The sequence below is a fragment of the Psychromonas sp. CNPT3 genome, assembly GCF_000153405.2.
Lineage (GTDB): Bacteria > Pseudomonadota > Gammaproteobacteria > Enterobacterales > Psychromonadaceae > Psychromonas.
Window position 1 is genome coordinate 2,182,698 of the sequence record NC_020802.1, and the last position, 13,989, is coordinate 2,196,686.

Consider the following 13,989-nt stretch of genomic DNA (forward strand, 5'->3'; position numbering starts at 1 on the left):
TTTTGGAGGCATCTATTACTAAATGATAACTTTATAAATAATGAATGATTTGATTAGAACTACCTCGCCAAGCTAAATTGGGATCAGCGAGTTCTTGAATAAATTTTCCATCTATCAACACATCAATATAGGTTAATACTTGTCGCTGGCGCGCATCGAGTTCATCCCGTTTATAACCCGTCCAAACCCAAATATCTTTATCAATACATTGCGCTTTAACGCGTTGCACCAGTTGTAAGACGGCATCTATATTTAAAGGGTGCAAAGGATCGCCTCCAGACAGGGTTAACCCTTGCTTTTTTATACGCGTATCGTTTAAATCTTTAATGATTTGATCTTCCATTGCCATATCAAATAGATGACCAGAGCAAAGAGACCACGTTGATTTATTGTAGCAACCTCGACATGCATGCACGCAACCCGAGACAAAAAGAGTGCAACGCGTGCCCACTCCATTTATCACATCTACCGGGTAATACTGACCATAATTCATTATAAATGTTTTACCCTACGTTTCACTTCTTCTTGTTTACCTTCATTAAACGGGCGCGCATCGGGGCTACCTAAATAGCCACAAACACGGCGAATAACAGATACTTTTTCAGCATCTGAATTGCCACAACTAGGGCAAACAAAGCCTTTACTGGTACAATCAAACTCACCATGAAAACCACACTCATAACAGTCATCTATGGGTGTATTGGTCCCGTAATAAGGCACGCGGCTGTAACTATAATCCCAAACATCCTCTAACGCTTTTAAGTTGTTTTGCATATTTGGATACTCGCCGTAGCAAATAAACCCGCCACTTGCGATGTCAGGATAACGCATTTCAAAGTCTAATTTATCGTACGGGTTAACTGCTTTTTCAACATCTAGGTGAAAACTGTTGGTGTAATAGCCTTTATCCGTCACACCTTTAATGATACCGAACTGTTTTGCATCTAGGCGGCAAAAACGGTCGCATAAGTTTTCAGAAGGTGTGGAATATAAACTAAATGCATAACCACTTTCTTGCGTCCAACCCTCGGTGGCTTGTTTTAAATATTGCACCATTTTTAATGCTTTTTCTTGTTTGATAGGATCATCAAAAAGATCTTTTTCAATACCAAATAAGGCATTACTCGCCTCATGCACGCCAATATAACCCAGTGAAATTGAAGCGCGTCCATTTTTAAAGATATCAGCGACACAGTCGTCCGCTTTTAAACGCACACCACAAGCCCCTTCCATATATAAGATAGGTGCAACGCTCGCTTTCACGTCTGACAAACGTTCTATACGTGTATCCAATGCTTTTTTAGCAATTTTCAAACTGGCATCTAATAATACATAAAATTGTTTTTCATCGCCGTTAGCTTGTAATGCAACGCGAGGCAAATTAATACTCACCACACCTAAGTTATTACGTCCATCATGAATAAGCTCACCATTTTCTTCATAGGTACCTAAGAAACTACGACAACCCATAGGCGTTTTAAACGATCCTGTTACCGAAACCACTTTATCAAAGTTTAAAATATCTGGGTACATACGTTTTGATGCACACTCTAGGGCAAGTTGTTTAATATCATAGTTGGCATCATTAGGTTTTAAGTTCAATCCCTCTTTTATCGCAAACACTAATTTAGGGAAAACAGCCGTTTTTTTGTTTTTACCTAAACCTGCCATGCGAATTTTAAAAATAGAGGTTTGAATTAATCGCGCTTCCCATGAAGTACCTAAACCAAAACCGAAAGTCACAAAGGGAGTCTGCCCATTGGCGGTATGTAACGTATTTACTTCATACTCAAGCGATTGAAATGCGTCGTAACATTCTTTTTCTGTTTGTGCGATCGCATATTCTTCGACGTCTTTAATGCCCCATTTTTTCGCTGTTGCTAAATGTTTTTGGTGACTTTTAGTGACATAAGGCGCAAGTGTCGTATCGATACCATTAATCGTTGTGCCACCATAAATGTGGCTTGCGACCTGCGCTATAATTTGCGCGGTTACCGCCGTTGCGGTTGAAATTGATTTAGGCTCTTCTATTTCAGCGTTACCCATTTTAAAACCTTGGGTAAACATGCCTTTAACATCAATAAGCATACAGTTAAACATCGGGAAAAAAGGCGCATAATCGAGATCATGGTAATGTATTTCACCGGCTTCATGAGCGCGCACAACGTCACGAGGTAAAATATAAGATTTGGCATAATGCTTGGCGACGATACCCGCAAGTAAGTCGCGCTGCGTTGGAATCACTTTACTGTCTTTATTAGCATTCTCATTTAATAGTGACGCATTACTTTGCTCAATCAGGCCATGTATTTCACTATTTAGTTGGCTTTTACGTTCTCGGGCGATATCTCTGTCATGGCGATATTCAATATAGACTCGTGCTAATTCAATATGACCACTTTTCATCAAGCTTGCTTCAACCGCATCTTGAATATGATGAATATCTACTTCTTTTTGTCCCTGTAGACGCAACTCAACCTCTTTGGCTATTGCAAATGCATCGACGTCTTTACAACGTGCGGCCCCAGATGCTTTTAAAATCGCTTCTGCGATACGCAATGCATTAAAAGGAACTTGACTACCATCTCGCTTAATAACTACAGGTTTCATTTTTGACTCCAAACAGTAAGTAACACTACATCTTGTGGTGCAGGATTATACATAACACTACATATAGATATGTTGATGCATATCAACTTTTTTGAGATGTAAAAATATATCTAAATTTAGAAGATTTTACTTGCACTTTTTGTACCTATTAATTCACGTTTACATCTATTGATAGTGATGACTCACGCTCAAAAAAAATATAAATAAAAAATCTTAGTGCACTTGTTATTATTAGCGGAGTAGTTTGGTATAATTAATTCTACTGATGGTAAAACAATTCTAACCCGCTCCGGATCACACTCTAATGACTGATTATTTTTTACTCTTTTTTGGCACCGTGCTCGTCAATAACTTTGTGTTAGTCAAATTTCTTGGCTTATGCCCAGTTATGGGCGTCTCAAATAAAGTTGAAACCGCGGTGGGTATGTCCTTTGCGACGACGTTTGTTTTAACATTAACAGCAGCCTTATCCTATATTGTAAATAGCTACCTTTTGCAGCCTCTGCATTTAATGTATTTGCAAACCTTAAGCTTTATTCTCGTTATCGCCGTTGTTGTACAATTTACAGAAATGGTCATGCATAAAACCAGTCCCACTTTATATCGACTGTTAGGTATTTTCCTGCCTTTGATCACCACAAATTGTGCCATTTTAGGCTTGGCATTACTTAATATTAATGCCGAGCACAATTTTGTTGAATCGATTGTTTATGGCTTTAGTGCTGGCGTTGGTTTTTCTCTGGTTTTAGTTCTATTTTCATCCATGCGCGAACGTTTAGCCGCCTCTGACGTACCCTTACCTTTTCAAGGCTCCTCAATTGCAATGATCACAGCCGGGTTAATGGCCCTCGCCTTTATGGGTTTCACAGGTCTGATCAAATGATGGAACAAACAAAATGCTTATAAATATTGCAATTGCCATTTTTACACTCGGCTTATTAGGTGCGATTTTTGGGGTGTTATTAGGCTACTCATCGATCCGTTTTAAAGTTAAATCTGATCCTATTGTTGAAGAGCTTGATGCCCTTTTACCACAAACACAATGTGGCCAATGCGGTTATCCAGGTTGTAAACCCTATGCGCAAGCTATCGCCAATGGGGATGCAATTAATAAATGCCCCCCCGGTGGTGAAGCGGTCATGATTCAACTGGCGCAAAGAATGGGTCTTGATCCCGCAGCCCTCGAAGGTGAAACAAAACCTAAGTTATTGGCTTTTATTCGTGAAGATGAATGTATTGGTTGTACTAAATGTATTCAAGCGTGTCCAGTGGATGCCATTTTAGGGGCGACAAGGCAAATGCATACCGTGATCACTGATGAGTGTACGGGCTGTGAACTTTGCGTCGCACCTTGCCCAACAGATTGTATTGATATGCTACCTATCTCATTAAACACACACAATTGGCAATGGAATCTAGAGCGTATCCCCACTAAAACTGATACTAAGCATGTATATGAAAAAAAATAATAATAATAGACTCAGTGATAAGCAATTAAAGCATATTAACGCTGGCCGGCTGTGGCAATTTCACGGAGGCATTCACCCCGATGAAAACAAACAGCAAAGTAATCAGTCGAGTATTGAAGATGCCGGTATTGCACCTTTTTTAGTGATAAGTGTTGAACACCGTGGACAGGTTCCCGAGTTGCTGGTTAATGTCGGTGATAGTGTATTAAAAGGCCAAGCACTCACGAAACTTTATTCGGGTATGGCGGTGCAACATGCCAGTAGCTCTGGCGTGGTGGTTGCTATTGAAAAACATCCTGATTTACATCCATCGGGACTTAGCTCGTTATCAGTGATCATAAAAACAGATGCACTAGATCGTTACATTAACATTGAAAAGCCTCTGCCTTATTGGCAGCAAAGTAGCCACTTTCTCATCGACGAAATTCAAAAAGCCGGTATTGTGGGCTTAGGGGGGGCGGGTTTCCCAACGCATTTAAAACTTAAAGGCCATGAGGCGACACAATTATTGCTCATCAATGCAGCAGAATGCGAGCCTTACATCAGTGCGGATGATCGCTTAATGCAAGAGCATGCAAATGAAATTATTGCCGGCATCAATGTATTGCAACACATTCTAAATCCAAAACTCACGATCATTGCCATTGAAGACAATAAACCCCAAGCGATAGAAGCCCTCACCGAAGCGCTTAATACCACAAAAAATCATATTATTATTCGTAAGATCCCGACACTTTATCCGTCTGGTAGTGAAAAACAACTGATTGAAATCATTACAGGAAAACAAACCCCCATCGGTAGACATCCGACTGATTTGGGTATTGTGATGCAAAATATAGGCACCGTCTTCGCAATTAAAGAAGCGCTTATTGATGGCAAGCCTTTGACATCTCGTATTGTCACCCTAACGGGGGATGCTATTGCTAAAAAAGGTAATGTCAGTGTGCGTATTGGCACACCTATCCAATATCTACTCGATAAATATCATTTTAATCCGAGTGCAGATCAAAAAGTGATCATTGGAGGCCCGATGATGGGCTTTACTATCCAAGATTTACAAAGCCCCATTACAAAAAAATGTAATTGTATACTTGCGCCAACTATCCAAGAGATGCCAGAGGCGGAGCAAGAACAAGCGTGTATTCGTTGCTCTTATTGTGCTGATGCTTGCCCTGTAGAGCTGATGCCTCAACAACTACTTTGGTACGCTAAAAACCAAGATCATAAAAAATTAGAAGCTTACAACCTGTCTTCTTGTATTGAATGTGGGATCTGCGCCTTTGTGTGCCCCAGTACTATCCCTCTTGTTGATTATTATCGTATTGCTAAAGCCGAAATACACACCGCAAAAAAAGAAAGTCAGCAAGCTGATATTGCACGTCAACGTCATGAAAAACGCGAAGCGAGGCTGATCCAATCAAAAATCGACAGGCAAGCTAAGCACAAATTGGCAGCAGAGAAACGTAAAGCACAAATGCAAGCACAAAATGGTGGCAAAGATATTATTGCAGACGCCCTTGCGCGTGCAAAAGCTAAAAAAGAAGCGCTACAAAGTGCTGAGCAAACATCAATTCCAGCGCAATCTAATAGTAATGATGCGCCCATCGATCTTAGAAAGTCCGGCGTAGCGGCTGCGATTGCCCGCGCCAAAGCTAAAAAAGCAGCCCTGTTAAATACAGATACGAGTAGCAATCAAAGCGTCGATCCTGCGCCTGAACAATCAAATAGTAATAACGAACCCATCGATCCTCGAAAAGCCAGCGTTGCTGCAGCGATTGCCCGCGCCAAAGCTAAAAAAGCAGCCCTGTTAAATACAGATACAAGTAGCAATCAAAGCGTCGATCATGCGCCTGAACAATCAAATAATAATAACGAACCCATCGATCCTCGAAAAGCCAGCGTTGCAGCAGCGATTGCGCGCGCCAAAGCTAAAAAAGCAGCCCTGTTAAATACCGATGCAAGTAGCAATCAAAGCGTAGATCCTGCGCCTGAACAATCAAATAGTAATAACGAACCCATCGATCCTCGCAAAGCTGGCGTTGCGGCTGCGATTGCGCGCGCAAAAGCTAAAAAATCAGCACGGCAGAGTGCGGATAAGAGTGCGGATAATAATGAGATTAATAGTAGTGAAAAGAGTAGCGAGCAAAGCGTAGATCATGCGCCAGAACAATCAACAAGTAATGACGCGCTAATCGATCCTCGAAAAGCTAGCGTAGCAGCTGCGATTGCCCGCGCAAAAACCAAAAAAGAAGCCCGACAAAATGCAATAAAACAAGACGATACGACAGCCCCAGCAACAGAAATAGATAATACAAAGATCATTGCAGAGCGCAAAGAGCGCAAAGCACAAGCCCGAAAATATCAACAAAATAAATTAGAAAATGAAATGAAGCATAGCGTTACAGAAGATGCAGATAAAAGTGACCTGCAAATAAAAAAAGAAAAAATAGCAATCGTCATCGCCCGCGCTAAAGCTAAAAAAGCAGCACAAAAGGAACATAAATAATGGCTTTTATTAATGCAAGCTCTCCCCATCAACGTCGTCAACGTAAAACATCTGAAATTATGCGCTGGGTTATACTCTGTTTAATTCCTGGTGTTGCAATACAAAGTTATTATTTTGGTTTTTCCAATCTGATCCAGATTTTTATTGCGGCCGCAACGGCGTTACTCAGTGAAGCTGCGATTTTGCACCTACGTAAACGCCCGATTGCCCGTATCCTAAAAGATAACACCGCATTATTAACGGCCATTTTAATTGCCATCTCGATCCCCCCTCTTTCTCCTTGGTGGGTCGTTGTGATCGGCTGCGTTTTTGCCATTGTTTTTGTAAAACAGCTTTATGGTGGCCTAGGTCAAAATATTTTTAATCCGGCAATGGCAGCCTACGTACTTTTATTGATAGCATTCCCCGTACAAATGACATCATGGCTCCCCATGCATGAATTACAAAGTATTGAGATATCCTTTTTAGATCAGCTACGCTGCATTTTCACAGGCTTTACTGCCGATGGTTATTCATTGCAACAATTAACCAGCAATATTGATGGTTTAAGCATGGCAACCCCTCTCGACAGCACTAAAACAGCACTCAATTCAGGTTTTATTATGCCTGAAATTCTGCGCAGTGATATTTTTAAGCATTCATCATGGCAAGCAATTCAATGGGTTAATGTTGGTTTTTTATTCGGTGGCTGTGTTTTATTATATAAACGTATTATTCAATTCACTATCCCTTTAAGCTTCTTATTAGGCCTGATTTTCTTCTCTTTTGTGGCTTTTGCTTACGCTCCAGACTTAAATCCCACCCCTGTTTTCCATCTTTTATCTGGTGCGACTATGCTCGGTTGCTTTTTTATCTTAACCGATCCGGTAAGCGCCTCAACGACACAAAAAGGACGTATTATATATGCATTACTTATCGCGTTACTGGTTGTTTTGATCCGTAATGTTGGCGGTTACCCTGATGCACTTGCTTTTGCGGTATTACTGGCGAATATGTGCGTGCCTTTGATTGATTATTATAGCCAGCCTAAAGTTTATGGAGAACGTTCATAATGCTATCTACCATCCGCCAAAATGCACTGTTGTTAGCCGGTTTTGCTATTATCTGTACTGGCGCTGTTGCCGTTGTGAATCAACTCACTAAACCTATCATTGCGCAGCAAGAAGAAAAAGCATTACTCAATACAATAGAGCAGCTGATCCCCGCCTCACTTTATGACAATGATATCGTCAATAGTTGCTTCCTTGTGGAAGACTCAGAATTACTGGGTAAAGGCATACAACAAAAAGTATTTGTTGCTAAAAAATCTAAACTTCCCGTTGCATTAATGTTAGAAAGTAGTACGTTTAGAGGCTATTCGGGCGAAATAAAACTGGCAATCGGTATTTTTGAAAATGGCACTTTAGCGGGTGTTCGTGTATTACATCATACTGAAACACCGGGACTCGGTGATAAAATTCAATATAACAAATCGCGTTGGATCGATGTTTTTAAAGGTAAATCTTATCAAAACTCACAAGAAAAACGCTGGGAAGTTAAAAAGTATGGAGGCGATATTGACGCTTTTACAGGTGCCACAATCACCCCACGCGCCGTTACTTTGGCGATCCGAGATGCCTTAATTTATTTTCAAAAAAATAGAGATTTCCTCTTTAATCAAGCACCTAATTGTGGGAGTAAATAATGTCTAACGAAAATACGGATATTAACGAAAATCCTACTGAAATAGAAAAGTCTGTGTATAAAGAATTATTGCTACAGGGACTATGGAAAAACAATCCCGGTATAGTGCAATTACTGGGCCTTTGTCCTTTGCTCGCCGTAACCAACACAATGACCAATGCACTGGGACTCGGCATTGCCACTCTCTTCGTATTGATAGCTTCAAATACGCTGATTTCCTTAATACGCCATCATGTCACCAAAGCTATTCGTATCCCAATTTTTGTCATGATCATTGCATCTCTTGTCACCTGTGTACAACTGCTCATGAATGCATTTACCTATGAGCTCTACCTTTCCTTAGGTATTTTTATTCCATTGATCGTTACCAACTGTATTATTATTGGGCGCGCCGAAGCCTTTGCCTCTAAAAATAGTGTCGCACATGCAGCCTTTGATGGTTTAACCATGGGCCTAGGCTTTACAGCGGTTCTGCTGTTGCTTGGCACCGTGCGTGAAATACTCGCGCAAGGGACTCTGTTTGATGGTATTGAAACCCTGTTAGGTGATTGGGCAAAAACACTGACTTACACTTTATACAGTAGTGATACCAGCTTTTTATTAGCGGCTCTGCCACCGGGTGCGTTTATTATTATGGGGCTTATCCTTGCTTTAAAAAATAGTATCGATAACAAAGTGAAGAATAAACAAAAGAGTACATTAAATCATTGCTCTGTGAATTCGAGCGTTAAATGAATCAATTAAAACGCGTCACATTACTCACTCGTCTACGCGATCAGAACCCGCATCCAGAGACAGAGTTAAATTACAGTAGTCCCTTTGAATTACTCGTAGCCGTCACCCTATCGGCACAAGCAACTGATGTCAGCGTTAATAAAGCAACTGATAAGTTATTTCCCATAGCCAATACGGCGCAGGCGATTTATGCCTTAGGTGAAAATGGCTTAAAAGAATATATTAAAACAATTGGTTTATATAACACTAAAGCGCGTAATGTTATCAAAGCATGCAAGATGCTAATTGAGCTCCATAACAGCATCGTGCCTGAAAATAGAGAAGCATTAGAGGCATTACCTGGCGTAGGTCGAAAAACAGCGAATGTGGTCTTAAATACGGCTTTTGGATGGCCAACTATCGCGGTAGATACACATATTTTTCGCGTTGCGAATCGCACTAAGCTTGCTATGGGTAAGAATGTAGATCAAGTAGAGCAAAAATTATTAAAAGTGATCCCAAAAGAATTTAAAGTCGACGTGCATCATTGGTTAATATTACACGGACGTTATACCTGCATCGCAAGAAAACCCAGATGTGGTAGCTGTATTATTGAAGATTTATGTGAATACTCTCCACCAAAAAAAACGTAAAGAGTAAACAACAAAAAAACAACCTACAAGCAGAGCAGGCTGTATTGGACTGCATTGAATTAGGTTACTGCCTTACGCTTCACAAAGCGCAAGGCTCGCAATTCCCACGAATGATTATAGCGTTACAAAAAGGTATGATAGTTGATAGAGCATGGCTTTATACCGCTATTACTAGAGCTGAGAGCGAAATTCATATTGTTGGCGCACAGCAAGACTTTAATGAGTTCAAAAAACTACCAAGCAACTCTCACAAACGTAATAGCTATTTGGTTGATCTTCTAAAAAACAAAAAATAATTTATAACATTAGAGAGTGACTACGGGTGTAAGCAGACATAAGTTGTGTGTCAACGCGAAGCGCTGGCCCCACGCTCCGTATTCTAGCCTTTTATAGTTGTGCTGTTGTTTCATAATCTGCCCCTGATTTAGTTTTATACCCTTTCTCTGAAATCATATACAGATGCTTTTTAGCTCTCGATCCTATTACGTAAAGAAGCCGACGAGCTACATAGTTTTGATGAAGGTTGTCACAGCCAATAATATCGTTCCAATTAGGAATCTTCCCTTTAAGTAAGCCTGTGCATATAACAACTTCGTATTCATCTCCTTTCGTTGAATGGCAAGTAGTTAGCTTGACTCCATTAGAAGCTGAAAAAAATTTATGTAGATCATTTGCTCTATATTGCATCTCATATTTTTTCATTCTCTCTAACGCTGAATCAATTAAACTACATTTTCCTACTTTTGCCACAGAATTACCGATTATGTCTATCTTGAGAATATTGCAAAAAGAATCAATTACTAAATTAATCCATTCTACAATCTCTATGTCGGTCTCTATTACAAGAGAATTTATCGTTCTCAGTATAACCTTAGGATTAAGTATGCTTCCTAAAGAACCTGAATGGTATAAGTTATCTGAAAGTTCATTTGCAAGCCTATTTCTATTTATGTAATTGCTTATACAAGGTTTCAGTAACATTAGGCGTATCAGACTCAACCAAATGTTATCTTGGTTCTTAGGTATAGGCGAAACCAGAAAGCCATTTATGGAAAAAGATTTGTCCATTAGGTCAATTTCTTTTGATAAATTTATTACACCAAACCAACTTGGACACAATACTACTATTTCATTCGCATTAATCCCTTGTTTTAGGTGTGTTTCTACCACTCCAATTACGTAGTCTGCTAACTGAGTCTTATCTATATTATTTTCTAAATGAACGATAGAGTGGAAATTTTTTAAGTCTGACTTGGATTCTATTTCGTGCTTGTCATCTTGATACTTTTTGTAGTAATCAATAATTCTTTGGCTACTTCTAAAGCACCATGTAAGATTTTTTTCACAAATATTATCTATTTCAAAATAGTTTTCTATTTCTATTTTATCTTTGACTATTGCCCCTAAGCCAGTATAGATTGCTTGCTCTTTATCACCAATTAAGGTGAGTTTAGAATGCCTTTTCATGATAATTAGTTTAATAATCTCATACTGAACTTCTGAAATGTCTTGGTATTCGTCAATAAGAAGGTGAGAAACTAACAGAGCAAGTCGATCGCACAATGCAGGGTACATTTTTAATAACTTGTAGCTAATATTAAGTATTAACTCAAAGTCTATATAGCCGTTATCACGTAGGTACTTGTGATAATCTACTACTAAATTATATTTAACTGAATTTTTAGGGTAGATAGGCTGATAATTCAAATCTAAGGCGGTTTGTATAGGATCATAATTGCCAATTTCGAATTCTTCTCTTAACTCTCTCATCTTCGATTCTTGTTCATACTCATCTATTATAATATACCCATGCTTTAGCCTTGGTATTTTGTTAATGTTGGGTTTGATAATCCATTGTAAACAAAATGAATGGATTGTTCCTACCCAAAGAGAGTCATCTTTTATTCCGTATGAAAGTAGCCTCTCAGAAATCGTATCCGCTGCAATATTGGTGTAAGTTATTGCAATAACTTTTTTCTTACCAATGGATAATTTATCTGAATTTTCCAGAATGTAATATAACTTTGAAACCAAAGTCCTTGTTTTCCCTGATCCCGGGCAAGCAGAAAGTAATAAATTATCTTCAAAAGTTACTGCTGACATTTGTTCTTTAGTTAAATTACTGTATGGCATTAGATATCCATGAATTTAATAAAGGAATCATTTTTAAAGAATTCCCTATAGGCTTTAAACTTCGCTTCAAAAGTAGATTTACTGTTTATTTTCTTTTGCTCCTTTTTTTCCATTTGGCTAATGTTATAATCCATCATTTTTAAACATATTTCGCTCAAATTCCTGTGGCTTAAAGAAAACTTAATTGCTTTCAAAATATATGTGGGAACTACGTTCTGAATACTGACATGCTCAATCATTTTTGTAGCAAGCCACCCCTTGCCAATTTTATTTGCAAACTTCAGGGTACTGTAATATCTAAGAGGCATATCCTTAGAAGATATATTGTTTATGACCTTCTCTCTAACGGCTTCCTTTGTATAACTTGTCTTTACTACATCATTGAATAATTGGACATTTTCAGGGTATCTGACTAATTCTGTCTCAAATGTGTTTTCAGCATAAAATGCTTCAACATATTCGTTATCTTTTATATATTCATTCATTTTAGCCTTTCTCAATGCACCAGACTTCTCTGCGTCGATTTGAGATTTTACATATTTGTCTGAAGCAAAGTCTTCATCAGTAATAAATGAAGCATCCAAGTCGGTTAAGATAGAACAATAGTTTTTAATTCTGGTTTTATGGAAAAGATCTGAAATATGAATGAAAACTGTCCCATCCATTTTTACTAAACTAATTCCCATTTCATCCAAACTCACACCTAAAGTTTCTCTGACTAATGCAGGTATTAAAATTAATTCCGCATCTCCTTCTACGAGTATTACACTCTTGGCGAATAAGATGTCGCTTCGTACTGCATCTAAATAGCGTTCTATGCATTGTGCGTTAGGTTCATCCAAACCACTTGCAGGAAAATAGACCTCTGTTTTTGATTCTTTACGAGCGAGTATATTCATTGAAGATATCTTCGAAGCAGAGCTGATTTGTGTTGAATGAGTGGATACAAAAACTTGTGTGTTTTTAAAGTTAAAGTTTTCAAATAAAGTTTTTTGAATGTGATTATGAATATGAGCCTCTGGCTCTTCTATCATTAAAAAGTGAGTTATATGTGCTTCATTATCCCGAATTGCTTCATATTCATATAACTTTAAAGCTAAGAAAATTAAATTTGCTCCGCCCAAACTAAGGTCTTCTATCTTTCCTGTTCCTTGATAATTAATTGAGTCTTCTACAATTAGACCTAGTGATTGAATAAGCTCAGTAAAGTCTTCAGGGAGCTGTGATGACACATTAATCTTCGGAGAGTAAGTGGAACCTACTGTGTTTATTAACGACTTTGAAATACTTTTACTTAATGCTTCAATCTCAGGGATGGATGATATCTTTTCATTCACCTTCCTAATATCATTTGCTACATCTTTTTCGTCTTCAATATGCTTACTTTCTAGGGTAAGTAATTTATATAACGGATTTGTTTTGTGATATTTTAAATCAGCAACAACATTTCTAAGTGCTTTAACATATGTACAAGCGACTTCTTTCACTATTGAAAAATAGGGGGGCTTATAGTTCCCTATTTCTGTACTGTCTTCCATGTTAGGGTCTGGAAAAATATAATTATCAAAGTCACCTACTATTTTTTTATAAACATTTTGATCAGTAAAATCTAACTTAGTTCGAACAAATGCTACAGGCTCATAAGTTTCTCGTGTAATCGACTGCTTAGAAATAAATTTTTTAATTGCATCTGTACGTTCATCTTTATCAGAATAGCGACTACTAAGTAAGTGCATTTCCTGCCGTATATGCGCTTTGGGTCTATAGATAAACGAATATGTACCAGAACCAGTAGCCGTACTTTTTCCATCATCATTAAGAATGTAATTTGATAAAACATGTTCTTCTTCAGAGTCGCCCAATCCATCGAAAAAAATCGAAATGACTATCCAATGTCCAAAAGGTTCTCCCAATCCCCGATGAAAGTCATCTTTAGATAGGCACTTTGCATTCATTGGTAAAGAGTCATCTAATACAATACGCATAGCTTGAAAAACATTCGTTTTTCCAGAAGCATTTTCTCCTATGATTGTATTTACAGAATCTTTAGAAAAATTAAAGTTTGATTGCTCAAAGTTTTTATAGTTAACAATTGAGAGGCGACTGATATACATAGATTTTTACCTAAGTGATTATCTTTATGATGTATTTTATATTAACGTATTTAGGGTTAAATACGTGTGAGATATGTCAATTTATTATGAGAAAAAAAATCGGACAT

12 protein-coding genes are annotated in these 13,989 nt (G+C 38.3%); 8 read left to right on the forward strand and 4 right to left on the reverse strand.

Annotated features, from left to right (window positions below):
• Window positions 1-31: 31 nt before the first annotated feature.
• Both nrdG and nrdD read right to left on the reverse strand, forming a co-directional pair.
• Window positions 32-493 (reverse strand): anaerobic ribonucleoside-triphosphate reductase-activating protein, encoded by a 462-nt coding sequence (gene nrdG, locus PCNPT3_RS09565; protein WP_015465669.1) that lies wholly within the window; start codon window positions 491-493, stop codon window positions 32-34.
• Complete coding sequence (gene nrdD, locus PCNPT3_RS09570; RefSeq protein WP_015465670.1) at window positions 493-2,610, reverse strand: anaerobic ribonucleoside-triphosphate reductase; 2,118 nt, start codon at window positions 2,608-2,610, stop codon at window positions 493-495. Before nrdD ends, nrdG begins: the two co-directional genes overlap by 1 nt.
• 304 nt (window positions 2,611-2,914) lie before the next feature.
• On the opposite strand from nrdD, the gene rsxA reads away from it, so the two are divergent.
• From rsxA to PCNPT3_RS09610, 8 genes are read left to right on the forward strand one after another with little or no spacing between them, the layout of a single operon-like run.
• On the forward strand, window positions 2,915-3,493 hold the full coding sequence (rsxA, locus tag PCNPT3_RS09575; RefSeq protein WP_015465671.1) for an electron transport complex subunit RsxA: 579 nt from the start codon (window positions 2,915-2,917) through the stop codon (window positions 3,491-3,493).
• A 13-nt stretch (window positions 3,494-3,506) separates the two neighbouring features.
• The gene (gene rsxB, locus PCNPT3_RS09580; protein ID WP_015465672.1) at window positions 3,507-4,079 is read left to right on the forward strand and encodes an electron transport complex subunit RsxB; all 573 of its coding nucleotides are present in this window, start codon (window positions 3,507-3,509) and stop codon (window positions 4,077-4,079) included.
• Window positions 4,066-6,585, forward strand: coding sequence for an electron transport complex subunit RsxC (gene rsxC / locus PCNPT3_RS09585; RefSeq protein WP_015465673.1), 2,520 nt, complete (start codon window positions 4,066-4,068; stop codon window positions 6,583-6,585). The genes rsxB and rsxC overlap by 14 nt, the downstream gene beginning before the upstream one ends.
• Window positions 6,585-7,637 carry an electron transport complex subunit RsxD gene (gene rsxD / locus PCNPT3_RS09590; RefSeq protein WP_015465674.1) on the forward strand — a complete coding sequence of 351 codons (1,053 nt, stop codon included), beginning with the start codon at window positions 6,585-6,587 and terminating at the stop codon, window positions 7,635-7,637. Before rsxC ends, rsxD begins: the two co-directional genes overlap by 1 nt.
• Window positions 7,637-8,269 carry an electron transport complex subunit RsxG gene (rsxG, locus tag PCNPT3_RS09595; protein ID WP_015465675.1) on the forward strand — a complete coding sequence of 211 codons (633 nt, stop codon included), beginning with the start codon at window positions 7,637-7,639 and terminating at the stop codon, window positions 8,267-8,269. The genes rsxD and rsxG overlap by 1 nt, the downstream gene beginning before the upstream one ends.
• Window positions 8,269-9,003, forward strand: a complete 735-nt coding sequence (locus tag PCNPT3_RS09600; protein WP_015465676.1) for an electron transport complex subunit E — start codon at window positions 8,269-8,271, stop codon at window positions 9,001-9,003. The genes rsxG and PCNPT3_RS09600 overlap by 1 nt, the downstream gene beginning before the upstream one ends.
• Window positions 9,000-9,635: an endonuclease III gene (gene nth / locus PCNPT3_RS09605; protein WP_015465677.1), complete on the forward strand. Its 636-nt coding sequence runs from the start codon at window positions 9,000-9,002 to the stop codon at window positions 9,633-9,635. The genes PCNPT3_RS09600 and nth overlap by 4 nt, the downstream gene beginning before the upstream one ends.
• A complete protein-coding gene (locus PCNPT3_RS09610) occupies window positions 9,611-9,931 on the forward strand; it encodes an ATP-binding domain-containing protein (RefSeq protein ID WP_269571709.1) in 321 nt (106 codons plus the stop codon). Before nth ends, PCNPT3_RS09610 begins: the two co-directional genes overlap by 25 nt.
• A 91-nt stretch (window positions 9,932-10,022) precedes the next feature.
• On the opposite strand, the gene PCNPT3_RS09615 is transcribed toward PCNPT3_RS09610, so the two are convergent.
• Together PCNPT3_RS09615 and PCNPT3_RS09620 are read right to left on the reverse strand one after the other, a co-directional pair.
• On the reverse strand, window positions 10,023-11,768 hold the full coding sequence (locus PCNPT3_RS09615) for a UvrD-helicase domain-containing protein (protein ID WP_015465679.1): 1,746 nt from the start codon (window positions 11,766-11,768) through the stop codon (window positions 10,023-10,025).
• Complete coding sequence (locus tag PCNPT3_RS09620) at window positions 11,768-13,882, reverse strand: ATP-dependent nuclease (RefSeq protein WP_015465680.1); 2,115 nt, start codon at window positions 13,880-13,882, stop codon at window positions 11,768-11,770. Before PCNPT3_RS09620 ends, PCNPT3_RS09615 begins: the two co-directional genes overlap by 1 nt.
• Window positions 13,883-13,989: the final 107 nt, after the last annotated feature.